The 25,741-nt window shown below is 53.7% G+C and carries 22 protein-coding genes; 8 read left to right on the top strand and 14 right to left on the bottom strand.

Annotated elements, in window-relative coordinates:
* Positions 1-13 precede the first annotated feature (13 nt).
* The 3 genes from K7P01_RS30175 to K7P01_RS30165 all read right to left on the bottom strand — a co-directional run bounded on the left by K7P01_RS30175 (position 14) and on the right by K7P01_RS30165 (position 2,664).
* On the bottom strand, positions 14-421 hold the full coding sequence (locus K7P01_RS30175) for a response regulator (protein ID WP_267298327.1): 408 nt from the start codon (positions 419-421) through the stop codon (positions 14-16).
* A 358-nt stretch (positions 422-779) separates the two neighbouring features.
* The gene (locus tag K7P01_RS30170) at positions 780-1,559 is read right to left on the bottom strand and encodes an HAD-IIA family hydrolase (RefSeq protein ID WP_267298326.1); all 780 of its coding nucleotides are present in this window, start codon (positions 1,557-1,559) and stop codon (positions 780-782) included.
* A gap of 76 nt (positions 1,560-1,635) precedes the next feature.
* A complete protein-coding gene (locus K7P01_RS30165; RefSeq protein ID WP_267298325.1) occupies positions 1,636-2,664 on the bottom strand; it encodes a LacI family DNA-binding transcriptional regulator in 1,029 nt (342 codons plus the stop codon).
* Between the two features lie 265 nt (positions 2,665-2,929).
* On the opposite strand from K7P01_RS30165, the gene galK reads away from it, so the two are divergent.
* The 6 genes from galK to K7P01_RS30135 all read left to right on the top strand — a co-directional run bounded on the left by galK (position 2,930) and on the right by K7P01_RS30135 (position 10,542).
* The gene (gene galK / locus K7P01_RS30160) at positions 2,930-4,090 is read left to right on the top strand and encodes a galactokinase (protein ID WP_267298324.1); all 1,161 of its coding nucleotides are present in this window, start codon (positions 2,930-2,932) and stop codon (positions 4,088-4,090) included.
* Between the two features lie 30 nt (positions 4,091-4,120).
* On the top strand, positions 4,121-5,149 hold the full coding sequence (gene galE, locus K7P01_RS30155; protein WP_267298323.1) for a UDP-glucose 4-epimerase GalE: 1,029 nt from the start codon (positions 4,121-4,123) through the stop codon (positions 5,147-5,149).
* A gap of 9 nt (positions 5,150-5,158) precedes the next feature.
* Positions 5,159-6,232, top strand: coding sequence for a UDP-glucose--hexose-1-phosphate uridylyltransferase (locus tag K7P01_RS30150; protein WP_267298322.1), 1,074 nt, complete (start codon positions 5,159-5,161; stop codon positions 6,230-6,232).
* Between the two features lie 3 nt (positions 6,233-6,235).
* A complete protein-coding gene (locus K7P01_RS30145) occupies positions 6,236-7,402 on the top strand; it encodes an aldose epimerase family protein (protein ID WP_267298321.1) in 1,167 nt (388 codons plus the stop codon).
* A gap of 255 nt (positions 7,403-7,657) precedes the next feature.
* Entirely contained in the window at positions 7,658-9,370 is a 1,713-nt protein-coding gene (locus K7P01_RS30140) for a sodium/sugar symporter (protein ID WP_267298320.1), read from the top strand.
* A gap of 179 nt (positions 9,371-9,549) precedes the next feature.
* Positions 9,550-10,542 carry a helix-turn-helix transcriptional regulator gene (locus K7P01_RS30135; protein ID WP_267298319.1) on the top strand — a complete coding sequence of 331 codons (993 nt, stop codon included), beginning with the start codon at positions 9,550-9,552 and terminating at the stop codon, positions 10,540-10,542.
* A gap of 44 nt (positions 10,543-10,586) precedes the next feature.
* On the opposite strand, the gene K7P01_RS30130 is transcribed toward K7P01_RS30135, so the two are convergent.
* Positions 10,587-11,126 carry a hypothetical protein gene (locus K7P01_RS30130; RefSeq protein WP_267298318.1) on the bottom strand — a complete coding sequence of 180 codons (540 nt, stop codon included), beginning with the start codon at positions 11,124-11,126 and terminating at the stop codon, positions 10,587-10,589.
* 218 nt (positions 11,127-11,344) lie between these two features.
* On the opposite strand from K7P01_RS30130, the gene K7P01_RS30125 reads away from it, so the two are divergent.
* Both K7P01_RS30125 and K7P01_RS30120 read left to right on the top strand, forming a co-directional pair.
* Positions 11,345-12,898, top strand: a complete 1,554-nt coding sequence (locus K7P01_RS30125; protein ID WP_317987640.1) for a PorP/SprF family type IX secretion system membrane protein — start codon at positions 11,345-11,347, stop codon at positions 12,896-12,898.
* Between the two features lie 12 nt (positions 12,899-12,910).
* Positions 12,911-15,337 carry an FG-GAP-like repeat-containing protein gene (locus K7P01_RS30120; protein ID WP_267298316.1) on the top strand — a complete coding sequence of 809 codons (2,427 nt, stop codon included), beginning with the start codon at positions 12,911-12,913 and terminating at the stop codon, positions 15,335-15,337.
* 38 nt (positions 15,338-15,375) lie between these two features.
* On the opposite strand, the gene K7P01_RS30115 is transcribed toward K7P01_RS30120, so the two are convergent.
* The 10 genes from K7P01_RS30115 to K7P01_RS30070 all read right to left on the bottom strand — a co-directional run bounded on the left by K7P01_RS30115 (position 15,376) and on the right by K7P01_RS30070 (position 25,711).
* Positions 15,376-16,239 carry an NAD(P)-dependent oxidoreductase gene (locus tag K7P01_RS30115; RefSeq protein ID WP_267298315.1) on the bottom strand — a complete coding sequence of 288 codons (864 nt, stop codon included), beginning with the start codon at positions 16,237-16,239 and terminating at the stop codon, positions 15,376-15,378.
* 17 nt (positions 16,240-16,256) lie between these two features.
* Complete coding sequence (locus K7P01_RS30110; protein ID WP_267298314.1) at positions 16,257-17,393, bottom strand: glycosyltransferase family 4 protein; 1,137 nt, start codon at positions 17,391-17,393, stop codon at positions 16,257-16,259.
* Positions 17,375-18,373: an NAD-dependent epimerase/dehydratase family protein gene (locus tag K7P01_RS30105; RefSeq protein ID WP_267298313.1), complete on the bottom strand. Its 999-nt coding sequence runs from the start codon at positions 18,371-18,373 to the stop codon at positions 17,375-17,377. Before K7P01_RS30105 ends, K7P01_RS30110 begins: the two co-directional genes overlap by 19 nt.
* Before the next feature lie 38 nt (positions 18,374-18,411).
* Complete coding sequence (gene asnB, locus K7P01_RS30100) at positions 18,412-20,304, bottom strand: asparagine synthase (glutamine-hydrolyzing) (protein WP_267298312.1); 1,893 nt, start codon at positions 20,302-20,304, stop codon at positions 18,412-18,414.
* Positions 20,305-20,317: 13 nt separating this feature from the next.
* Positions 20,318-21,271, bottom strand: coding sequence for a glycosyltransferase family 2 protein (locus tag K7P01_RS30095; RefSeq protein WP_267298311.1), 954 nt, complete (start codon positions 21,269-21,271; stop codon positions 20,318-20,320).
* Between the two features lie 4 nt (positions 21,272-21,275).
* The gene (locus tag K7P01_RS30090) at positions 21,276-22,460 is read right to left on the bottom strand and encodes a glycosyltransferase (protein ID WP_267298310.1); all 1,185 of its coding nucleotides are present in this window, start codon (positions 22,458-22,460) and stop codon (positions 21,276-21,278) included.
* Between the two features lie 22 nt (positions 22,461-22,482).
* Positions 22,483-23,589: a sugar transferase gene (locus K7P01_RS30085; protein ID WP_267298309.1), complete on the bottom strand. Its 1,107-nt coding sequence runs from the start codon at positions 23,587-23,589 to the stop codon at positions 22,483-22,485.
* Positions 23,590-23,595: 6 nt separating this feature from the next.
* Positions 23,596-23,982: a response regulator gene (locus K7P01_RS30080; protein WP_267298308.1), complete on the bottom strand. Its 387-nt coding sequence runs from the start codon at positions 23,980-23,982 to the stop codon at positions 23,596-23,598.
* Between the two features lie 252 nt (positions 23,983-24,234).
* The gene (locus tag K7P01_RS30075; protein WP_267298307.1) at positions 24,235-25,296 is read right to left on the bottom strand and encodes an AMP-binding protein; all 1,062 of its coding nucleotides are present in this window, start codon (positions 25,294-25,296) and stop codon (positions 24,235-24,237) included.
* A gap of 40 nt (positions 25,297-25,336) precedes the next feature.
* Positions 25,337-25,711 (bottom strand): tellurite resistance TerB family protein, encoded by a 375-nt coding sequence (locus K7P01_RS30070; protein ID WP_267298306.1) that lies wholly within the window; start codon positions 25,709-25,711, stop codon positions 25,337-25,339.
* Between the last annotated feature and the right edge of the window lie 30 nt (positions 25,712-25,741).

Genomic DNA, 25,741 nt, shown 5'->3' with positions numbered 1-25,741 from the left:
CACTCCCGGTGAGTCACGCATTCACAAGTAACAGCTCTTTGAGCCGCTCTAACGATACGGGTTTGGTGACATAGGCTTTTACCTCTTCGTAGGTTTTGGCCTGGTTGAGATCGCGCGGATGGTCGGAAGAGCTGACGAGGATTATACTTATCTCTTTTTCCAGCAGGGGGCGTAGCTCGCGGTAACGGTTCAGGAAGTCCCAGCCGTTTACAACGGGCATGTATATATCCAGCAGGATGACATCCGGCAATTGGTTGTAGTCCCTCTTGTGTTCTTCGATGTAGTCGAGAGCGCCGCGGGCGTGATTGAAGATTGTGATAATGTCGGCCAGCTCGCCCAGTTCCGCCAGGCGTTTTAACATGAATGACGACATGGGGTCGTCATCGATAATCCAGATGTTGGGTATTCGTTTCCTGGTCATACAGCAGCGATCCGGCTTGGTTTCTACAGTTCAAAGGTAGGCTATCGGGGGGCATGTGAACCCGCCGTAAAAGGGCCCCTTATAAGATATGTAAGAATAAGATCAAATAGAGACGATTTTGAGACCTAACGCTGCGTAGGGTGGTTCGGGTGAAAAAAGAAGAGGTATAGCCCTGTGCGTTGCCTGCCAGGGGGATAGAGAATTTGTTAACAGGAGTAATGAATGTAGGGTGGGCGCGGGCACGAACCGTAAAAATCCGGTTTACGCTACACTCTGGACCCGCTTTTCGTGCGATTTTTGACAGGATGATGAAATTTGTTGCTTGCTTGTGGGCCGCGCAAAACAATCGTTTAAACGCTTATTTTTTCCACCAATCCAGGGGGAGCGCGATGTCGTTTACGGAGTTTACTACCAGATCGGGCTTAAAAGCATACTTACGGAAGTCTTCTGCCCGGGTAATGCCGGACAGCACGAGGATGGTCTTGTAACCCATCTGTACGCCTCCCTGAATGTCGGTGTCCATGGTATCGCCGATGACGGTGGTGTCGGCGGTTTCCAGGCCGAGGGCCTTGCGTGCCGAGCGCATCATGACGGGACCGGGCTTGCCGACGACAAAGGCGTTTACGCCGGTAGCTTCTTCGATCATGGCGGTTGTCGCGGCAATGCCGAGGTTGGCCCAGCCTTTCTTTTTAGGGGAGGGGTCGCGGTTGGTGGTAATAAATTTTGCGCCGGCCAGGATCATGTCGACGGCGCGCTGAACCATCTCCAGGGTGAAGTTGCGGCCTTCGCCGAGCACGACAAAGTCGGGGTCGGTATCGACCAGGGTAATGCCGCTTTCGTGCAGGCTCGTCAGCAGTCCGCCTTCACCGAGTACGTAGGCTGTACCCTGGGGGATTTGTCCGGCTAAGAATTTGCCGGTAGCCATGGCGCTGGTGTAGACGTGCTTTTCTTCTACGTCGATGCCGAGCCGTTTCAGTTTACGGACTACGTCGAGCCGCGTGCGCTGGCTGTTGTTGGTCATAAACATGAACGGTATATCGTTCTTCAGCAAGCGGTCGATGAATGCGTCTGCGCCGGGAATCAGGATGTCGCCGCCGTAGACCACGCCGTCCATATCGATGAGTAAGCCTTGTGCCATGGGATAGTAGTAGTGTCAAAGATTGACATTTTCTGGCAGCCACAAAAGGAAACGGTGTCTTTTCACTTCAGCTTACCTACCTGTCGGCAGGCAGGCGTGTGGTGCCGCGTACGATCAGCTCGGTCGGCAATACTTCCAGGCGTGGGGTAAAGGTGTCGGGATGTTCCACCTGGCTGATAAACAACCGTGCGGCGGCCTGGCCCATGGTATAGGCGGGCTGTGCGACGGTGGTCAATGCCGGTTCGATAAACCGCGACACGGGCTCGTCGGTAAAACCTATCAGAGAGATGTCGTCTGGTATGCGCACGCCGCGCTCGCGCAGCACCTGCATGGCGAGAATGGCCATGGGGTCGTTCATGCAGAAGATTGCATCGGGGCGCTCGTGCAGGTTGAGCAGCCGTTGGGTGGCCCCGGTGGAACCGTTCTGCAGGTCTGCGCAGTGTACCGTATAGTCGGGCAGTATGGGCAGGTTGTGTTTTTGTAACGCATCGCGGTAGCCCTGCATGCGCTGATTGCTGATCGACAGGCCTTCAGGCCCCCCGATGTAAGCAATGCGGCGGCAGCCGGTGCGGATGAGGTAATCTACGGCTGTAAAGGCGCCGTCGTGGTCGTCTACAACCACCTTCGATACCGGCAGCGTGTCGGTGACGCGGTCAAAGAGTACGATGGGTATTTTCTTGGCGAGCAGGTGCTCGAGGTGCTCTACGTTTGTTGTTTCGCTGGACAGTGAGATCAACAGGCCGTCTACGCGGTTAGAGACCAGCATGTGGATGTTTGACTTCTCGGTATCGAGCGATTCCATCGACTGGCAGATCATGATGCTATAGCCGTGCTGCGCGGCATACTCCTGGATGCCGCTGATGACAGATGAGAAGAAGTGCATGGCGATCTGCGGTACGACCACGCCGATGGTTTTGGTCTTCCTGATGCGGAGGCTCTGGGCGACACGGTTGGGCTCGTAGTGCAGCTGCTCGGCCAGGGCGAGTACGGCCTTTTTGGTGTCGGGGTTAACGTCCGGGGCATTCCGCAGCGCGCGTGAGACGGTTGATATCGAGATATTCAACTTCAGGGCAAGGTCGCGAATGGTGGCCTGGTCGTTCTTCATGGCTTATACGGGCACGAAAGTACAGAAAGTAAGGCAGAAACCGCAACGGGCAAAGGGCCGGGGAATTTGAGGTTCGAGAACGTTTCCGGCACCGTTATTTCGTTTGCGGTGGCGTTTCGGTGTTTGGTTTACGCTTTCCTATATGCTACTTCGTAGTGTCATTAACATTTGGGTTAATTGATTGGTTAACAGTTGCCGGAAATCGAAGGACGTTTGGTTTCCGGCAGCTTTTTTTTTGAGCATTTTATCTAAAACTTATATAGACGTGGATTTCAGTTTACAGGATGTAACGCGCAAATTCCAGGAGCTTTACCAGACAGAGCCGCTGGTAGTTCGTTCTCCCGGCCGGATCAACCTTATCGGCGAGCATACTGACTATAACGATGGCTTTGTGATGCCGGCGGCGATCGACCGCGAGACAGTCTTTGCCATCAGTCCTTCCTCCGACAACGTGTCGGTGATCTATTCGCTCAAGTACGACGAGACATTTACGGTCAATTTACAAGACCCGCAGCCGGTAAAGGCACCCAAGTGGGCCAATTACCTGCTGGGCGTGCTTCGCCAGTTTGTCGATAAAGGTTTTGCCGTGAAGCCTTTTCGGTGTGTTTTTGGCGGGAACATTCCGATGGGTGCGGGCCTGTCGTCGTCTGCGTCTGTGGAGTGTGGTTTTGCTTTTGCCCTGGACCGCCTGAACGGTCACAACCTTCCCAAGAACGATCTGATCCTGATGGCGCAGTGGTCTGAGCACCACTTTGTGGGTGTGAAGTGCGGCATCATGGACCAATTTGCCAGCATGATGGGTGCCGAAGATCAAGTGATCGTACTTGACTGCCGCTCGCTGGAATATCACTATTCGCCGCTGGCGCTGAAAGACTATACGCTGGTGCTATGCGACACGAAGGTGAAGCATTCGCTGGTGGACTCTGAATACAACACCCGTCGCGCCGAGTGCGAGCGTGGCGTGGCGATCCTGCAACAGCATTACCCGGCGGTGAAGAGCCTGCGCGATGTGACCGAAGACATGGTGCGTGCGCATGCTGCCGAGCTGACGGGCAAGGTGTTTGACCGTTGCCTTTACGTGGTGCAAGAGATTGCCCGCGTACAAGAGGCCAGCCAGGACCTGGAGAAGCACAACCTGACGGCGTTTGGCCGTAAGATGTACGAGACCCACGACGGCTTGTCCAGGCTGTACGAGGTGAGCTGCCGGGAGTTGGATTTCCTGGTGGAGCAGGCGCGGGCAACCGACGTGGTGGCGGGAGCGCGTATGATGGGGGGCGGCTTTGGTGGCTGTACCATCAACCTGATCCGGAACGAGGCGGTTGACAGCTTCGTGGCTACGACGAAAGAGGCTTATCACAAGACGTTTGGCATCGACATGGAGGCCTACATCGTCCACGTAAAAGAAGGTACCGGTGTGGCGCATTAGCCAATCGGATTTTTGATTTACTTTAGGGCCATGAAGGAGAAAATTTTAGTGACCGGTGGTACCGGGTATATCGGCTCGCATACGGCAGTCGAATTGATTCACTCAGGGTATGAAGTCGTGATCATCGACGACCTTTCCAATTCACAGCAGGAGGTGCTCGACGGCATCGAAAAGATCACGGGTACGCGACCGGTTTTTGCCCAGTTCGACCTGTGTGACGAGGCGGCGTTAGCAGCCTTCTTCGGGCAGCACCGCGATATCAAGGCCATTATTCATTTTGCGGCCAGCAAGGCCGTGGGCGAGTCGGTGCAAAAGCCGCTGCTGTATTACAAGAACAACATCCTGTCGCTGATCTTGCTGCTGGAAGCGATGCAGCGACACAATATTCCCAATATTGTTTTCTCCTCGTCTTGTACCGTCTACGGTCAACCGGATACGCTACCGGTAACCGAGGCCACGCCGTTCAAACCGGCGGAGTCGCCGTATGGTAACACCAAACAGATCGGCGAAGAGATCCTGCGCGACAACTGCCGGGCTGTGCCTGCCACGCAGGCCATTTCGCTGCGGTATTTCAACCCGGTGGGTGCGCACCCTTCGGCCCTGATCGGCGAGCTGCCGCAAGGTGTACCGGGCAACCTGGTGCCGTTCATTACGCAGACGGCTGCGGGCATCCGCCAGCAGCTGCTGGTGTTTGGCAAGGATTACGACACGCCCGACGGGTCGGCCATGCGCGATTACATCCACGTGGTGGACCTGGCCAAGGCACACGTCATTGCCGTGCAACGCTTGCTGAAAGGCCAGCAGAAGAGCAATTACGAGTTCTTTAACCTGGGCACCGGCAAGGGGCTGACGGTGCTGGAGATCATCGAAGTCTTTGAGCGTGTGAACAACCTTAAACTTAATTATAAGATCGTCGACCGTCGTCCGGGCGATATCGAAAAGATCTATGCCGACACGACGCTGGCCAACGAAGCGCTGCAATGGCGCACGGAGCTGGGCGTGGAGGAGATGATGCGGTCTGCCTGGCAGTGGCAGCAGCGTATTTTAAAGAATGCATAACCAGGTTTCATGAATAACAGGTTCGATTTAACAGAACATTCGCACAGACGATATAACCCCCTAACGGGAGAGTGGGTGCAGGTATCGCCGCACCGATCGAAACGCCCGTGGCAGGGACAAGTAGAAAAGACAGAAGAGGATCGTCGTCCGGCGTTTGATGCGACGTGTTACCTCTGTCCCGGCAACGTACGTGCGAATGGTGAAGTAAATCCGACCTATACCGCTACCTATAGTTTTACAAACGACTTTGCAGCGTTGGTGAGCGATGTGCCGCAGGGTGAATTCCAGGACGGGGATTTGCTGCTGGCGCGCAGCGAGGCCGGGATCTGCCGCGTGATCTGTTTCTCGCCGCGTCACGACCTGACGATTGCCGAGATGGATACCGACGGCATTCGCCGGGTGGTGGACCTGTGGGTGGACGAGTACACGCAGCTGAGCCGCCAGGAGAACATTCGCTACGTTCAGATCTTCGAAAACAAGGGCACTGTGATGGGTTGTTCCAACCCGCACCCGCACGGGCAGATCTGGGCGCAGGAGTCTATTCCCGTGGAGCCGGGCAAAAAGCAACAACACCAGGAGGCGTATTACCAACGCAAAGGCACAACGTTACTGTCAGACTACTGGCAGCTGGAGGTAAAACGCGCCGAGCGGATCATTTTTGAGAACGAGCACTTTGTGGCGCTGGTACCTTTCTGGGCGGTGTGGCCGTTTGAGACGATGATTATTCCCAAGCGGGCGATGGCCCGTATTACCGATATGACGGAGGCGGAGCGCCAGGCGTTTGCGGATGCGTACCGGCGTTTGGCTACGCGGTATGACAACCTGTTTGAAGTATCCTTCCCGTATTCGGCCGGTATTCACCAGGCGCCGAGCGACGGTACGCCACATGCGGCCTGGCACTGGCACATGGTGTTCTACCCGCCGCTACTGCGGTCGGCCACGGTCAAGAAATTTATGGTAGGCTACGAGATGCTGGCCAATCCTCAACGCGATATTACACCCGAGTTCAGTGCCGCCCGTCTGCGCGACCTGCCGGAAACACACTACAAGCAGACTTTATTATCTGAATCATCAAACCCCTGATCTATGCGTACGCTAACAGTTTATACCTTATTGATCTGCATTATGATGTCACAAGCCTGTAAAAAGAACGACGAAAAGATCCCCGCGGCAGCCGATACCACGGCCGTGGCTGCCAGCGCCGTCGCCAAGGTGGCATACGGAACGCTTCCCGACGGCCATGCCGTAGAGGAGTATACGCTCAAGAACAAGAATGGTGTGGAGATGAGGGTGATTAACTATGGCGGTATCGTTACCTCGTTGAAGGTACCCGATAAGAGCGGCGTTTTCGAGGATGTGGTATTGGGCTTCGACTCGCTGAAAGGCTACCTGGGCGGGTCACCCTATTTCGGTGCCATTGTAGGTCGCTATGGCAACCGCATTGCCAACGGCAAGTTTACCCTCGACGGTCAGACGTATACGCTCGCCCAAAACAACAACGGCCAGCACTTGCACGGCGGTCTGAAAGGATTCGATAAAGTATTCTGGCAGATCTCGGAAGTGCCTTCTCCCGAGGGTACGTCGTTGAAGCTGACTTATACCAGCAAGGACATGGAGGAAGGTTATCCCGGCACACTGCAGGCTGAGGTTGTGTATACCCTGACCGATAACAACGAATTTAAGATTGCCTATAAAGCCACGACCGACAAGAAGACGGTGGTGAACCTGACGCAGCATACGTACTTCAACCTGACCGGTAATGCGAAGCGCGATATTCTGGATCACCAGGTGATGCTGCACGCGGATAAGTTTGTGCCGGTAGACAAGGTGCTGATTCCTACCGGCAAGCTGAAGGATGTAACGGGTACGCCTTTTGACTTTCGTACGGCGACGGCGGTTGGCCAGCGCGTGAATGATAAGGACGAGCAGCTGATTTTAGGTGGTGGTTATGACCACGCATGGGTATTGTCGCCGGCGGATAGCGGGAAGGCTGTAGCGTCGGTATACGAGCCGACCAGCGGTCGTTTCCTGGAGGTGTTTACCACGGAACCGGCGATCCAGTTTTACTGTGGTAACTTTTTGGATGGCACTGTAGTGGGTAAACAGGGGAATGCGTATCCGAAGCGCTTTGGGCTTTGCCTGGAGACCGAGCATTATCCGGATTCTCCGAATCAGGCGTCGTTCCCGACGGTGGTGCTGAATCCGGGGGAGACCTACTCGACGCAGACTACTTATAAATTCTCTACGAAATAGGCATAGCCCTACGCCAGTCTTCAGACTGGCGCCAGGGAGGGCACGAGTCTCCGCCCCAAGCGGGGCTAAGACTCGCGCCAGACGCACCGGAAGGCAGTCAACGACTGCCTTTTTGTTGACTTTTTGTCAAAATGACCATAAGCTTTCGGGGGAGTGGCTTGTCTTTTTGAAAAAAGAAATTCATTTTTATCGATTGAACGAACGTATTCGGTGATAAGACCCTAACACCCATTTGCCTATAACCCTAACCTAATCATGGAAGAACAGCAACCCGTTGACTATGTAGCAAGCCTCAAGAACATTGACTATATAGTTTTCCTTATCTACTTCGTCATTGTGGCCGGATATGGCTATTGGATCTACAACCGGAAAAAGCGCCAGCAAACTGACTCGAAGGATTTCTTCCTGGCAGAGGGCTCGCTGACCTGGTGGGCGATCGGAGCATCGCTTATCGCCTCCAACATTTCGGCCGAGCAGTTTATCGGCATGTCGGGGTCGGGCTTTAAAATGGGATTGGCCATTGCCACCTACGAATGGATGGCAGCCCTTACGCTCATCATCGTCGCGGTGTTTTTTATCCCGGTATACCTGAAGAACAAGATTTATACCATGCCGCAGTTCCTGAGCCAACGGTATAACGGTACGGTCGCTATGATCATGGCGGTATTCTGGTTGCTGCTCTATATTGTGGTAAACCTCATGTCCATCCTATACCTGGGCGCGATCGCGATCAGCGGGATCTCAGGTCTTAACATCTACTTCTGTATTCTGCTGCTGGCGGTCTTCTCGATTGTCATTACGCTGGGCGGTATGAAGGTGATCGGGTTTACCGATGTGATCCAGGTGTTCTTCCTCGTGTTAGGTGGTTTGATGGCGACCTACATTGCGTTGAACCTCGTGGCAGAGAAATCAGGCCAGACGGGGATTCTCAACGGTTTCTCGCTGCTGACCTCGCAGGCGGGCGACCACTTCCACATGATCTTCAAACGAGACAATCCTAATTATATGGACTTGCCCGGTCTGACGGTGTTGATCGGTGGTATGTGGATTACCAATTTGAATTACTGGGGCTGTAACCAATACATCACGCAACGTGCCCTGGGGGCTGACCTGAAGACCGCGCGCAGCGGGATTCTCTTCGCGGCGTTCCTGAAGCTGTTGATGCCGGTGATCGTTGTGTTGCCGGGTATCGCAGCGTTTGTACTGCACCAGAAAGGTATGTTCCAGACGGAGATGCTCGACTCCAAGGGGATTCTGGATGTTAACAAGGCTTACCCGTCGTTGCTCAACCTGCTGCCGGATGGCATGAAGGGTGTGGCCTTCGCAGCGTTGACCGCGGCGATTGTGGCCTCCCTGGCGGGCAAGGCGAACAGTATCGGTACAATCTTTACATTGGATATTTATAACAAGGCGTTTGATAAAAATGCCAGCGAGAAGAAGCTGGTGAATGTTGGTAAGCTGGCGGTGATCATCTCCATGTTCCTGGCGGTTGTGCTGTCGTTGATAATCGGCGAGAAGCTGATGGGCGAAGGCAAGCAGGGCTTCCAATACATTCAGGAATATACCGGCTTTGTGTCGCCGGGTATCTTTGCCATGTTCTTGCTGGGCTTCTTCTGGAAGAAGACCACTTCCAACGCGGCGCTGTTTGCTACCATCGGTGGCTTTGCGTTGTCAGTGTTCTTTAAATTCCTGCCGCAGTTTGTCGACCTGTCGTTCCTGTCGGGTATGGGCTTTGCGGTTCCCAATGCGGAAGGCGTATATGAAATTCCGTTCCTTGACCGGATGGGCTTTGTGTTTATAATCTGCGTATTGAGCATGATCATCATCACGAAGTATGAGAACAGCAAGGGCATCCAACCGAAAGGGCTGGAGGTCGATAGCAGTATGTTCAGGACTAATACTTCGTTTACTGTAGGCGCTGTGCTGGTGTGTGGCATTCTTGCCGCCCTGTACACCGTCTTCTGGTAAACCAAAAGACAATTTAAGCGCGAGAGTGAGTGTGAGAGCAAATATCCGCTCTCACACTCACTCTCGCACTGTTTTATGGCCCTCTTTCGCGTTAACATACCGAAAGAGGGCTATGCTTTTTGTGGTTCCGTGAAACCTTGACCCGATCCTGTCGTATCTTTGGGGTATCCCCCGACCTTATGAACCGCATCGACCGTCTTACCGCCATTCTCATCCAGTTGCAATCCAAACGCGTGGTGAAAGCCGAGGAGATTGCCGGGCGGTTTGAGATCAGTTTGCGCACGGTCTACCGGGACGTGAAAGCATTGATGGAAGCCGGTGTGCCGATCGGCTCGGAAGCAGGCAAGGGGTACTTCATTGTAGATGGCTTCCATCTGCCCCCGGTGATGTTCACACGGGAGGAGGCGAGCGCCATGCTGATGGCTTCGAAGCTGGTCGAGCAGATGACGGACAAGTCGATACGACGCACGTTCGAATCGGCGTTGATGAAGATCAAGTCGGTGTTACACGACAACGAGAAGGATCACCTGGAGAATCTCCAGTCGTATATCAAGGTATTCCGCTATGCGCCGACGCGTGAGCCCGAGTTTCCCGATTCGTACCTGACGGAGCTACAGGCGGCTATTGTCAGTAAACGGGCGTTGAAGATCAACTATTGCAGCAATCAGAACGGCGAGATCACCGAGCGCATCGTGGAGCCAATCGGGCTGTTTTATTACAGTCAGGCGTGGCACCTTATCGGCTGGTGCCGCCTGCGCAATGGCTACCGCGACTTCCGCACGGATCGCATCAAACACATGACCGTCACGAACGATACCTTTGACGGTCGTAACTTGCTGAGCTTACAGGAATATTTACACAGCCTGACGGAAGCCAACGAGGAAGTACAGCAAGTACGCCTGCTGCTTCCCAAACCACTGTCGGGCTATATGGTTAGCGCCAAACACTATTACGGATATGTTTCGGAGGAGGATCTCGACACCCATGTTCGCATGACATTCATTGCCAGTAACATGCGCCAGTTTTGCAGGGGCGTGTTGATGATGGGGGATAAGGTCGAGATCGAATCGCCGGAGGAGGCTAAAGTGGTCATACAGGAAGTGCTCGAAGAGCTAAACGTGCATTACGGCGTCGAGCGGCGCGTGGAGGCAGGGGAATCAGCGCGGGTGTGACCCGATAGCTATCGGGTGTGCGAGCGAAGATACGGATGTGGCGTTTAATTCGGTGTCCACTGGATGCCGCGGATGTCGGGGTGATAGAAGGCCGAGCCTTTGTCGACCGTCAGTACGCGGTAGCGTCCACCGATACGTTGTGATTTTTTGTGCAGCAGCATCATGGGCAGGCCGACTGCTGTCATGATGATCGACGCGCGGGCCACGTTTTTGTCGATGTTTGCGTCGTTGTGCTGGACGACGGTTTCATTGACCTGATCGAGCACAAAATAGGCCACCGCCCCCGTGACGAGGAAGCCGCCGACGAGGTTGAGCAAGTTGCGTTGTTTGAAATAGATGCGGTCGATCTTGTGATAGGGCACGATTTCCTGGTGGATCATGACGGCGGTGTCAAACAAATTGTTGACGTAGCTGGTATGTACCGTGCGACTGCCTTTGAGGCGGTATACAATCTCATCGCCGGGGTAGAGGCGAAGCCGTACTTTTTGGTTCTTTAGCAACACCAGTTGTTTCTGGGCATGGCATACCGGTGCGGCTGCGCCGGCGAGCACACAAATCAAGAATAGCCAGTAAAATCGTCTCACGCGTATACGGGTTGATGATTCAAAGATACTGGATTTTAGATGCGTACCCGCGCGGAAAAGTTGAAGGTGAAATAGAGGGCTGGTGCAGGTATCAGCCCGGTATCCGACCGTCGGGTCCATTCCGGGAAACGTTAGCGGTATGCGCTTGTGACCGAAAATCCTCTTCATTGTGCTAATAACATACATCGACGGCGTTCGTTTGCCGTCTCCGGGTAATATTGCGACAATATCTGACCCCGATAACATTGAGTTCTATTCGCACTGTTGTTTGTGCTATCTTTTTGGGTAGCCTTTTCGTATGCCAAGCCGTTTATGGGCAATTCATACCGTATTCGCAATACCATAACGCGCCACTGCTGACCAACCCGGCTGCACCGGCGCTAACCGATTATACACAAGTCACACTGCACTATCGCAGGTCACGCGTGGCTAATTATGACATACCTTCTGTTTCCTTTATGATGCCGTTCTACCGCCAGTCCAATGGAATGCGTTACGGGGGTATTGGCGCGAACATCATTAGCCAGCAGGCGGGTCCCAACGGGCTGTATAAGGTCACGGGCGCCACGGGCGCCTTCGCCTACACCATTCACCTGAGTAAGACACACCATATCGGTGCCGGTATTGGTGGTGGCATTGTCAATAAACGTATCGATGCGTCGGGCATCACGACGGATAGCCAGTATAACCTCGGCACCTACGACCCGTCGCTCGGCAACGGTGAGAACATACGGTCCCACTCAGTAACGAAGCCTGTCATTAACGCAGGATTTAACTGGGTACTCACCGGCGCTGACGATCTGCAGAAAGCATCGCTGGGTGTAGCTGCTTATACTATGAATAAGCCGTCGTATGATCTGCTCGAAGGTGCCGCCGCCGACAATACAACCTATGTGGTAAGTGGCGAAGTAGCGTTGCCGACCAGTGACCGCGTAACACTCATTCCCACCTTTCGGTATATATATCAAGGTGCATCACTGGCCCATGTCGGCGCGCGCATCAGCTATGTGCCTGGCGCCCCCGACAAAGAGCTGAGCGCCGGTCTGTGGTACAAGACGACAAAGGCACTGGTGGTCGGTGCGCAATACAATTATAAAGCCTATATCATCGGCGCCTCCATGGACTTTTCCATTGCTTCCAACCTGGATGCGAATGTCAACAACGCGGTTGAGGTTGTGCTGGGCTGGCGTATGAATCGCAAAGAGCGCTTGAAGTCCCGCGGGGTATTCTCTTCTCCCGCGAAAACGCCTGTGCCCCCGGTACACGAGCCGGATTCCGCGCAGTCGTCCACGCCGCCGGCTCCAACACAGAAGCCGGATACCGCACAGTCTTCTACGCCGCCGGTTGCTCCTGCACCTAAGCCAGAGACTACACAGTCTACCACGCAGGTTCCTGAGCAGGTTCAGCCTGCGCCGGAACCGGAAAAGTCTCAACCGCCATTGCCGTCCGCCATTGCGTTTGAGCCGGGCAGTAACCAAGTGCCTGCGCAAAGCCAGGCAGCGCTTGACGATCTGGCTACCGTATTAAAGAATCATCCGGAATATAGATTGAAGATCATCGGGCACAGCGCTGCCCTGGGAAGACGATCTGTCAAAGAAAGAGTTTCTTACGAGCGTGCCCAGGCGGTAGCAAAAATCCTGATCGAAAAAGGAGTGCCGGAGCGACAGCTTGAATTGATCGGCATGGGCGATAGACAGCCTATCGCCTCTAACGCGACCGATGCCGGTCGCCAAGAGAATCGCCGGGTAGAATTTGAATGGATTAAGAAGTAACAGGATATATAGATGACATTAGCCATAAACCACCGTCGCATCATCAGATCCCTGCGGATTGTAGTACTGACGGGATGCTTATTTCAGACCGCACGCGTGCAGGCCGCGAATGTTACCGCCGTTTCTCCCGAGGCCAACGCGCAGCGGGTCGGTCCGTCATCCGACATTGTCGTGACCTTCGATGGCGCTATTCCCGTGGCGGCGGTAAATGGGGCGAACTTTACCGTGAACGGCGCGCAGAGCGGCCGCGTGGGCGGTATATTGACGGGCGGGGGCACGACCACTGTCATCTTCAATCCTACGCGCGACTTTCATGCCGGCGAGGTAGTGACCGTTACGCTCACAGCGGGTCTAGGCCTGCCGTTGTCCGGATATACCTGGCAGTTTACGATAGCTTCCGCTGCCGTGGTGCCCGCATTTACTACGATTCCACCGGTCTCAACAACGGCCACGACGGCATACGAAGTTTACCCCATAGACATGAATGGCGATGGCGACGTGGATATGATTTCGGTTGGGCTAGGCGGTGTTTCGTGGTACGAAAATAACGGCTCGCAAACACTCGTCCCCCACAGCGTATCGACCGGTGCGGCTTCACCTACGTCTCTTCGTGCCGCAGACCTCGATAACGATGGCGACGTAGACATGCTCGTTACGTCGCACGACGACAGCAAAATTATCTGGTTGGAGAATAATGGTTCGCAGGTATTCACGCCCCGTACACTCGCATCCGGAGAGCAGGCCACGTTTCTATATACGGAAGACATGGATGCCGACGGCGATGTAGACGTGCTGGCCGCCTGTGAGGCGTATGGTAAAATTATTTTGTACAAAAATGATGGAGCCGGGGTATTTACCTCCAACACCATCGCCACCAACGTCATGAACGTGAATGAGCTCTACGCCGCCGACGTAGATAGCGACGGCGATATGGATATTCTGGCATCGTCGTTCAATACCTTTAGTTTGAACGACGGTAAAATTCTCTGGTATGAGAATCTCCAGTCCCTCGTATTCCCGGGCTATACCGTCAGCACCGGCGTACGTTACGCCCGTGGCGTATATGCCACGGATATGGATCGCGATGGCGACATGGATGTGGTTTCCGTAAGCAACTCTAATGGCCAGATCCTCTGGCATGAAAACAATGGATCTCAGACGTTTATAGATCACATTGCCGTAGCCTTAACCAATAGCTCTTCCGGCGCGTGGTCCGTCCATGCAGCCGACATCGATGGTGATGGCGATATGGACCTGGTCGGCTACGACTTCCGTAACTTCCAGGTGCTGTGGCACGAAAATGATGGCGCACAAAACTTTGCCAACCATATCGTATCGACTGGCGCGGATGGCGTAATGGTTGCCTATGCGGCAGATATAGATGGCGATGGCGACATGGACATCATGACGGCCTCCCTCAACGACAACCGGATAGCCTGGTACCCGAACAACGGGACGCCCATACCCAATCGTGCGCCAACCTTTACAAAAGGCTCCGACATCGAGGTAACTGAAGACGCCCCGCTGCAAAGCTTCACGGCATGGGCAACATCGATCTCTGCCGGAGCCCCCAGTGAGTCCAACCAGCTCCTGACCTTCGTGGTGAGCAACGACAATACAGCATTATTTTCCACACAACCTACCCTCGACGCCACCGGCACGCTCACCTTTAAATCTGCGGATAACGCCTGGGGTATTGCGACCGTCACAGTACTGCTGGAGGACAACGGAGGCACCGCAAACGGCGGTATCGATCAAAGTGTACCGACAACCTTTACCATTACCATCCATCCGGTGAACGATGCGCCGTGGGTAGATGCCGTAGCAGACATCACGCTGGTGGCTGGCAGCCCATCCGTGGACCTGATACTCACCGGGCTTCATCCCGGCCCCGGCGAAGACAGCCAGCACCTGACAGTGACCGCCTCTTCCGATGCGCCGTTTGAGCTCGCCGACCCATCGGTCACGCTGCATGGCGACGGAACCGCCACGTTGTTGTTAGCTCCTGCACCCGGCGCCAGCGGAACCATCACGGTCACCGTTGTGATCCGCGACGATGGCGGCACCGCACGCGGCGGCGACGATGATACCGTCATTACCTTCACCGTAACTATAGAGCCAGAGAGTGGGCCAGGCGTCCGTCATGCCGTTTTCCTCCCCACACTGTTTTCGCCCAACGGCGACGGGGCCAACGATGCGCTCTGCGTACGCACCGCCGATGTTGCCGACATACGCTTCAGCATATACAGCCCCGACGGCCATGAGGTCTTCCAAACAACCGACATCACCGAAGCCACTGAACGCGGCTGGAACGGCCGCTACCATGGCCGCGACATGCCTGCCGGCACCTACACCTGGACCCTGCAAGGCCACTTCACCGACGGTAATCCATTGACGTTTGGAAAGCATGGCTATGGGCAGGTAGTGCTGCTACGCTAGGTGTAAGGGGGATGGTATCTGGCCCAAACTTCGTCGGCTTACCCGCGCAAATGTGTGATCAGGCCGGATACATCTTTGTCGCCGTTGCCGGCAGCAATCATCTCCTCAAAATGCGCTCTCACCAGCTCCGCTAACGGCAACTGCGCCCCAAGCGCCGCCGCCGTCTCCTGCGCCAACCGCAGGTCCTTATTCGCCAGTGCTGTCGTAAATCCATTCGGCACGTCACCTTCCTGTACGATCAGCGTTCCATAGTTCTTAAACACCGGCGCCCCGTAAATAGTATTCAGCATCGTATCCAAAAGGACCGCCTTATCTATACCGGCCTTCTCCGCCATCAGCATTACCTCGCTCAACATCTCCACCACGGCAAAGACCATAAAATTCAGCATCACCTTTACCGTGTGGGCGGTACCGGGCTCCGCCCCAAAGTCAAAGCTCCGCTGGCCAATAGCCGCTGCGATAGGAGCGACCAGCGCCTTCGCCTCCGCATCACCTGACAGCAGGATGGACAGTTGTCGTGCCGCGGCAGCCGGTGGGCGACCCATCACCGGGGAGGCTACGTAGTGCACACCACGGGTGCGGCACCGCTCCGCGAGTGTCTGGGCTGTTTCAGCTTTAATCGTACTGAGGGAAAGAAACACTGTACCGGGTTGCAGCGACGGCAATATCTGATCGACGACGGCCGTCACCGCGGCATCGTCGCTCAACATCGTCATCACGACGGCGGCAGCTGCCACGGCTGCGCCGGGTGTCTTCGCGGCGTGGCCGCCGAGCGATACGAGGTCGCGTAGCTTTTCGGGCGTACGGTTATACAGGCTTACGGAGAAGCCCTGCTCGATCAGGTTTTTGGCAATGGGGTAGCCCATGTTGCCAAGCCCGATAAATCCAATGCTTGGGTTCATAGCGTATCTCGGAGTGGTTATGCGCGCACCAGTTGCTGGTACACGCCCTCCAAGGTACGGATCATTTTGGGAGCGGAAAAGGTTTGGCGGACGAGCGTTTCGCCTTTGGCGGCGGCTTGCGCGCGTGCCTCCGGGTGCTGACAGAGATAGGCGAGGGTGTCGGCCATGCCTTGCGGATTGTCCGGGGGGAAGAAGTAGCCGGTTACGTGGTCACTGACAATTTCGCGGTTGCCGTCTACGCTGCTGCAGACCACGCATTTGTGCATCGCCATCGCTTCCAGCAGTCCGATGGAAAAACCTTCCCACCACGAGGGTAAGCAGAAGATGTCCAACGCCTTGAGGATGGCAGGCACGTCGCTGCGGAATTTGATAAAGATAATCGTGTCTTGCAGGTTGAGCTCCGAGGCCAGCGCGAGCGCTTCGTCTTTCATGTCGCCGTCGCCCACCATCAATACTTTAAAATTCTGCACGGTGTTTTTAAGCAACGCCATGGCGCGAATAAAATTCAGCGGATTCTTTTGATAGGTCACCCGTGAAATATAGCCGATCAGGATCTCGTCTGGACGGACGCCATATTCCTGACGGATGTCGGGATACGTGCGGGTCGGGTCGAACTTGTTCAGGTCGACGCCGTTGTGAATCACCATCGAGTTTTTCAGTCCGAAGAGTCTCTGGCCATCCGCCTGGTTGCTGTTGGACACGCAGATATTCAACGCTGCCTGCCGGGTGATAAACTTCTCGGTATATAAACGGGTATAGTAGGTTGTTTTGGGCTGCGTTTTATGAAACGACCAGCCGTGCACAGTATAAAGCAACGGAAGATTTAACGCACGGGTGGACCAGAACAGGTTGGACGCCGCGCGGGTGCCGTGAGCATGGACGATGTCGGGCGCGGTGTTGTGCAAAAAACGTTTTACTTTACCCCACACACGCACGTCGAAGGGCGTGGTGGTGGGGATAACGTGTACGGGGGTATTCATGGCCTGAAGGCGGTCAATCATTTCGCCGTCGGTAAAGCTGAGGACAACGGGTTCGACCAGGGATTTGTCAAACCCTCTCACCAGCTCCAGTACGTGTGATTCACCGCCTCCGACCTGACCCTGCCGGATCGAAAGAAGTACCTTCAGCGGTCGCTTCAGGACTTTTTGGTCCATCCTTCGGGCAGGTTTTTATTGATCTCGATGTTGCCAAACTCCTGGCTCGCACGGCTGCCTACTTTCTTCGCCCAGGCGGCCATTTTGCCAATACCCGCGTCGAGCGTTACAGGATTACCGGTCTTAAACACGCGGTGGCTCTTCTCGTGGCTGGAGTATGCGTGCAGCACTTCTTTGCGCGCTTGCAGGTGTTTCACGTTCGGTTTTGCGTCGAGGTGTTTGCTGACCACGTCTACCAGCTCGTTGATAGTATAGGGCTTATCGGCACCGATGTTGAATACTTCGTTGTAGGCTTCTTTTACGTCTACACATTTGGCGATCGGAATGGCCACGTCGTCGATGTAGCTGAAAGCGCGGGTTTGCGTGCCGTCGCCGAATATGGTCATCGGCAGGTTCTGCATGATCTGGTTCATGAAGATACCGATCACGTTACGGTATTTGTCGCCGATGTTTTGATTCTCGCCGTATACGTTGTGCGGACGGAATACGACGTAGTTGAGGCCGAACATTTCGTGGGCCGCCTTGAGGTCAAGCTCTACGGCGTATTTTGACACACCGTACGGATCTTCCGGCGTGGGCACCATGTCTTCGGTCATCGGCACCTGGCCGGGGCCGTATACCGCGATGGAAGAGGTAAAGACAAAACATTTTACGTCGTGCTTTACCGATTCGTTGATCAGGTTGATGCTGCCGATCAGGTTGTTGTTATAGTTGAAGCGGCGAATGAAGTGCGACAGGCCTTCGGCGGCGTATGCTGCCAGGTGGTATACATAGTCGAATTTGTGCTCGGCGAACAGCTTCGAGATGAGTTGCTCGTCGGTGATAGAGCCCTTGATAAACGTGGCGCCAGCAGGAATATGGTCTTCAAAACCGCCGCTGAGGTCGTCGAGAACGATGACCTGATGACCGGCAGCCAGACAATGTCTGGCAACGTGTGAACCGATGAAGCCGGCTCCGCCGGTGATGAGTGATTTAGCCATAATAAGGAAATGGTAAGAGTTATATTAAAATACGTTTGTTATAGCCATTTGTCTTTCCACATCTGGAAGATCAGGATATTCCAGAGCTTCTGGTGGTTTACCTGGGCGCCGCTCAAATAGCGATCGCGCAACGCGATGATCGGTGCCGGGTTAAAGAAGTCGCCCTTCTTTAAGTTTTCTTCGCTAAGGTAATGCAGGAAGTAATCTTTTAATTCCTGGCGGAACCATACGGTCAGCGGCGCGATGAACGGCTTCTTGGGCCGGTCCATCAGTGCCTTGTCTACGTGCCGGTGTACGATGTCACGCAAGATCACTTTCTTTTCCTTGCCGTGTATTTTATACGACGACGGGAGCCGCGATACAAACTCGATGAGGCGGTGATCGAGGAAGGGCTCGCGCCCTTCCAATCCTACGGACATGGTGGCGCGGTCTACTTTCACCAGGTTATTGTCCACCAGGAACGTGCGATAATCGATGGCCAGCATTTTGTTGAAGGCATCGTTGTTATCGAGCATATCCTTTTCCAGGTCGAAGTCTGTCGGCGGCAGCAGGAAGCTGTGCTTGAGATATTGCTTCAACTCGCTTCCGGTGATGTAATGGCTGATCTGCTTGAGGGCTGTCAACGGATTGCCTGAGCGCCAGATCTCGGATACCTTTTCGAAGCGTGTCGAGAAGTTATACCGGTCTTTGAAGTAGGGTAGCTTCTCCGGGTTTACCATACTCATAACCCCAGCCAGGGTGCGCTGCACCGGCTTGGGCAACTGCGAGGTAAGCTCGACGGATTGGATGAATTTATAGTACCCGCCAAAGATCTCGTCGCCAGCATCGCCTGACAACGCTACTTTTACCGACTGGCGTGCCAGCTTCGATACCAGCACTGTGGGTACGGTGGAGTTATCGGCAAAGGGTTCGTCGTAGATGTCGGGCAGGGTAGGGATGATGGCAAACGCCTCCTCCGGGGTACAGTAGTGTTCGGTATGATCGGTGCCCAGGAAGTTGGCAATTTTTTTGGCCTCCGGCGCTTCGTCAAATCCTTCGACGTCAAAGCCAATGGTAAAGGTCTTGATCTTTTCGGTGCGGCCTTTTTGCAGTAACGCAGCAATGGCCGTACTGTCGTAGCCACCGCTCAGGAATACACCTACGGGCACATCCGATACCATGCGATATTCGAATGCCGACTTGAGCAGGCGTTCGGTTTCTTCAATGGCTTCCTCCTTGGAGATCTTCAGCTTCTCCTGGTTGTAGTAATCGAGCACGTTCCAATACTGGTGTGTTACGACTGAGCGCTTTTGCAGGTCGATCTCCAGGTAATGGCCCGGGCTGAGCTTGGTGGTATTTTTGAAGATGGAATACGGCCCCGGCACATAGTTGTACTGTAAGTACAACGCCAGGTGATTGTAATCCAGTGTCTTTTCAAAGGCCGGGTGACGGTGGAAGCTTTTGAGCTCGGACGAAAACAAGAACAGGTTGTTGTGCCAGTAGTAGAACAGCGGCTTTACCCCCGCGCGGTCGCGGTAGACATATAGTTTGTTGGTGTTGGTGTCGTGCAGTACAAAGGCAAACATGCCGATGAAGCGTTGCACACAGGCTGGCCCCCAGGTCTTGAAGGCTTTCAGGATAACCTCGGTATCACCACCACTGATAAACGAATGACCTTGTGCGATCAGCTCCTGACGGATTTCCTGGAAATTATAGATCTCGCCGTTGAAAACAATGCCGAGGTTCTCAAAGAACATGGGCTGGTGGCCGAGCGGCGATAGGTCCAGGATGGAGAGCCGCCGTTGTCCGAGGCCGAGCGTATAGTTGTCGTGTTGCACGACGTGATACCCCGAGTCATCAGGACCGCGGTGGGTAAGACAGTCGACCATGCCGACGAGTACGTCGCGGCCGCTCTTGCCCGTAAAATCGATAAAGCCACTAATGCCACACATGTTGCCGGAGGTTTTAGAGTACTTGTTTAGGAGGTTCTACCGTGGCCAGTGACTTATTCAAGGGCTCGTGTTTGTAGAGGTTCATGTTCTTCACGTTCCAGAACACCCCGCGATAGAACGAACGCAGGTGCTCCATCTTTCCGGAAAAGAGAAAGGAGAGTGTATTCTTAGGAATGGTGAACGTGACCAGAAAGGCGAGGAAGCACATCAGCTGGAAGCTGTTAGAGTTCCGGCGCATAAACAGGATGCGGTTCTTATTGTTGTAGTAGGTCTTGATCGCACTGGCCTTGCCCATGGTGATGGACTCTTTATGTAAGATATAGACCTCGGATTGATAGTAGATCTTATAGCCGTGCTTAACCGTCTGCGACGACCAGTCCAGCTCTTCGTAATAAATGAAGAAGTGATCAGGAAATACACCGACGCGGTCGGCCACTTCACGCTTTACGAGCATGGCCGCACCGTTGGCGTAATCGGTATAGCCGGATACGTTGTGCTGGCCTTTGTCCTCTTCTTTTTCGCCGACTTGGCGGTTCTTACCCGTAAAGGGGTTGATTTTTGTATAGCCGGCGTATTGAATGATGTCGGGATGGGAGAAGTACCGGATTTTTGGACTCACCATGCCGATGGAGGGATCTTTCTCAAACGGTTCGATGAGTTTTTCCAGCAGGTTGGTGCTGGCTACTTCGGTGTCGTTGTTGAGGATGAAAAAGTAATCGCCTTTGGCGATCTTCAACCCGATGTTGTTGCCACCGGTGAAGCCGAGGTTCTGGTCGGTCACGATCATGCGTACATGCGGGAATTTTTCCTTCACGATCCTGGAAGGATCCTCTTTCGAGGCATTGTCTACGAGAATGATCTCGTAGTTGGTATACGTCAGTCGCTTCAAGGACTCGAGACATTCGAGCGTAACGGGCAGCTGGTTCCAGTTGATCAGGATAATGGAGACAAGGGGTTGCTGTTTCATCGCTTTATTTTTTTGATTCTACTGTAGTAGTGGAATGCGGTGTGTGGATAAATTTCTTATTGGCATTCTTCAACCGGAACAGGTTGAGGAACATGAGTGCAAAAGCTTTGGGCAGACTGGCCACGGCAGCGAGGAGCCTTTTGTCAAAGTACTTCGTCGGAACGGCAATGACCAGGGCGGCCACATACAGAATGGCATAGGCCCACGTCCAGGTATAGCCCAGTACGAGATAGTGACGCAGCAGGGTAAATACTATAACCAGGGTGGGGAGGCAGCCCAGCGTCAGAATGCGGGGTAGCAACAGGTTACTTAGTACGGATGCCTCGAAGAAGATAAAGTCACCTTTGAGGAGTGCCCGTACGCCTTTCTTGAAGTTGCGCTGCAGGTATACAAACTGGCTGGAAAGCCAACGGCGGCGTTGATTCGAAAAGGCTTCTGCCTGACGGGTTTTCTCGTCGTATACTTCGGCGCTTTCCAGGTAGTAGATCCGTTGTTTTTTTGCCAGCAGGCGGAGGTGCAGCTCACGATCAAAGCCGCCCACGGAGTCCATGGCGTTGATGTGGTCGCGGAAGGGCTGGAAGGGGAATGCCATGGCCGAGCCGATCAGCGACGAGGAGAGGCCCACGGCGTTATACCCTTTGCGGAAGATCTGATTATTGATAGCTTCGCTGATAGAGTCGAGATACGCCATCGGTGTGTCGCTGTTCTTGGCTACACGGCGACCTTGCAGGTTGAGAAAGCCATTGTTGAAGGCGTGATTGATCTTGGCGAGAAAGCCTTCTTTCATTACGTTGTCGGCGTCGAGTATGACGGCGAGGTCATAGCCTTCTATTTTGGCGAGGGCAAATTGCAGGGCGCGTACTTTCGTACTTTTCTCGAACGACACTTCAAATACCGTAGCGCCGGTTTGCTGCAGGGCCTGCACGGTGGCGGGTTGCAGTGAGTCGGCCATGACGAAGACGGTGAAGGCTTCCAGCGGGTAGTTGTGCCGTACCGCCAGCTCGGCCGTGCTGACAATGACACCATCTTCTTTATAGGACGGTATCAATACAGCGATGCGGCTGTGTTTGTTTACCGTGCCTTTAAAAAAGTGGTCTTCACGGTATATAAAACTAATGGCTGAGAAAAAGAAGTTGTGAAATACGACAAAGCCAAAGTAAACCAGGAGAATAATTTCCAGTACTAACATCGAGGTACAAAATTCTGCATCGCTATGCCTGCACTTTTTGGAGCAGAGCGGGGATGGTGCTGAAAAGAATTTTTAAGTCATACAGGAAAGAGTTCTTCATGGCATACTCCATGTCGAGCTGAATGCGTTCTTCTTCCGACATGTTGTCTTTGCCACGTTTGGTCACCTGCCAGAGACCGGTGATACCGGCGGGCGCCAGGAAGCGCCAGGCGATTTGATCTTTGGTTAATTTTTCGGCCTCGTACAAAGGGAGGGGACGGTTGCCCACCAGCGACATGTCACCTTTGAGTACGTTGATAAGCTGTGGCAGTTCGTCCAGGCTGGTATCGCGCAGGAACTGGCCGAGGCGTGTTACACGCGGGTCGTTCTTGATTTTATAGAACACACTCTGCTCTGCACCTTCCGTATACTGGTTCATGTGTGTGAGCTTATGCAGTTCGGCATCAGCGCCCGTGCGCATACTTCTGAATTTATAGAAGTTAAAGATTTTATAGCCTGAGCCAGCGCGTTTGGCGATATAGAAGATCGGACCTTTCGAATCCAGCTTGATCAGGATGGCCGTGATGATCATGATGGGCAACAACGCTATGATCATGCCGCCCGAGATAACGATGTCGAACGTACGCTTCAGCGCCCATAATTTGATCTTTGGAACGTCGGCTACCTGCGCGGCCACATAGGGTTTGTTGCCGCGTTTGTTTTTATAGGTCTTGAGCTTGTGAATAAAATCGAGGCGCTTTAAGGACGCCGCCGTGATGTTGCCATTAAAGTAATCATCCAGGCCACGCTTGAGGGCGATCTCTTTGCAGTCGGCATCGAACTTGGCCGAGTACAGGACTACCGGCAGGGCGTATTCTTTGGCAAACTCTTTTACCAACGCGATGTCCGTCTGGCCCTGGTCGGGGCTGATGAAGACGGCATCAAACTTTTCGCCGGAAGCGAGGTGTTGTTGCACGGCTTTGGCCGTGGTGTTGGTAAAAAGTATCTCGTCTTTGCCGTACTCGTAGTCCGGGGTGACGGAGATAAAGCCTACCCGCAAAATGTGGCGGGTGAAAGCCTGCACTTTCATGGTAGTTGACACGGAAGGGTTCAGGGGTTCCTGAACGTTGAGTTGTAAAGCTACGTCCATACTTTTTTACGAAAACAGTTTCTCCTTACTTGCGGATAACGCACGTTTCACTTCAGTCACCAGTGACTGTGGCTCGAAGGGCTTCACCAAATATGTGAAGGCTCCCAGATCCAGGCATTGCTTGCGCTTATTGGTATCTTCGTACCCTGACAGGATGATAACGGGGATGTTTTTGAATAACCCGCTTGTACTTAGATTTTCCAACAGCTCCAAGCCATCCAGAGAAGGCATTTTAAGATCGGAGATGATGAGATCGGGAATGTGCCCGTCGGAAAGCCATGACCAGGCTTCCATACCGTCGTTCATAATAACGACCTCATAATTGTTTTTCAGTATCCTCTCTAAAAGCCAGCATAGAGGCACGTCGTCCTCAATAACCAATACCTTCTTCATGGTATTAAATGTTTAAATACCTTAAGATGCTGCTTTAAAGATCGGGAGTAGATTAAAGAAGAGATCTTTAAAGCCAACTTACTAAATAGACAAACCAAAGCTAAATAAAAAAAATGACACGGATGTAACCTTTCATTTTAAAATTATTTAAAAGTTTAAACGCTTAGCCCGCTTTTTAGATGCACAAAGGGGAAAAACGCGGTTTTTTCAAAAGTGTTACCCTGGATACACCATGTCAGGTGTATGTAACCTTTAGTACGGTTTTGTAACAATTTCAATCGTTTTTTGTCTGTGTATCTTGCCGGTATCGGTATACCTGAAGGCTGGAACGGAGAGGTGGTCTTTAGGTACTTCATACGCCGGTAGCGCTTCCTGAAGTTTCGCCAGGATAACGTTCCACTGCCGGGGCGTAAATTCCATGCCATCGACAATAAGTGTCAGTTTATGCCCCAGCCTGGGGTCAGGTAATCCGCAGACTATAAACGAACGTGTAATATTCAACCCAACCAGTATTGCACCGATGGCTTCCTCTACCTTCTCCGGTATAATCTTCACCCCGCCGCTATTAATAATATTGTCCCAACGGCCCAGCCACTGGAAGGTGTTTGGCGCCAGGATATTTACCAGGTCATTGGTGACAATCGGTTGCGGCAGGTGCGGCGCCTGAATGACCAGGCATCCACGCTCGTCGAGGGTCAGGGTAACGCCCGGCAGCGCCCGGAACATGGATGAAGCGTCGGGACCGTTGAGCTGTTGAAGCGCTATATGCGAGATGGTTTCGGTCATACCATAGGTGGCGTAGAACCGGCCGGGGAATGTTGCTAATGCCGGCAGCGCATGCGTGTCAATGGCAGCGCCCCCGATCAACGTATGGCGAATGGCGCCGAGCCGTGTACTCTCGGGCGAGTCCAGCACGGCATATACCTGGTAAGGCACGAGGGCTGTAAAGTCTATTGTCCAGTTTGTGGGCACGGCAGCCAGGGGATTGGCGGTGGGCGTGACGGCAACGATACGCATACCGGTTGTCAGGCAACGCACCAGCATCATTTTACCTGCTATATAGCGCGTGTCGAGACAGACCAACGCGGTGTAGCCGGGCATGAGCCCCAAGGCCTGTGCCGTGAGGGTAGCGCTGGTAAGCATTTGTTGCCGCGTAACGGTAATGGGTTTGGGCGTGCCGGTAGAGCCGCTGGTGTGCAAAGTAAATGATGTGTCGCCGTGCAGCCAGGAACGGACGAAGGCGAGTGTACTTTCTTCAAACGGTGTAGTTGCCAACGACGCGAGGTCACCCGTCCGCACGTCGGCTAGTGACACGTCACGGCCGTTTAACCACAGGCTAGGATAGGGGTATTCGTCAGCCGCTGTAGTGGATATCTTTTTTGAATCGTTCGATGATCTCGAGCTCATTTTTATGTATACCGCTGCAAGCTTCCGCCACCTGGGTCATGACGCGGATGGCTTTTTCTTTTAGCTCCTGCAAGAGGGGATGATCCTTATATTTCCGGAAATCGTGGACGGCTTCGTTATAGGCCTTCTCTGCCGAGGGCTGAATGACCTCGTCCAGCAATTCGAACCGGCTTTGGGCGGCCCAGGAATCGTACTCCAGCTCGTTCTGGATGATCTTGTGGAAAGCGATGCGCTCTTCCGAGCTCAGGCCCTTGTCGGCTTTTGCGATGACATAGGCCAACTCGGCAATACTTCGCAAAATCTCAAGCTTCTCAATTTTCATTGGGTAAGTTGTTCGTCCTTAAAGATGAAC

The sequence above is a fragment of the Parachryseolinea silvisoli genome (assembly GCF_021190955.1).
Taxonomy (GTDB): domain Bacteria; phylum Bacteroidota; class Bacteroidia; order Cytophagales; family Cyclobacteriaceae; genus Ohtaekwangia; species Ohtaekwangia silvisoli.
Note: the sequence above shows the minus strand (reverse complement) of the source record. Positions and strands in the feature narration are given on the sequence as shown.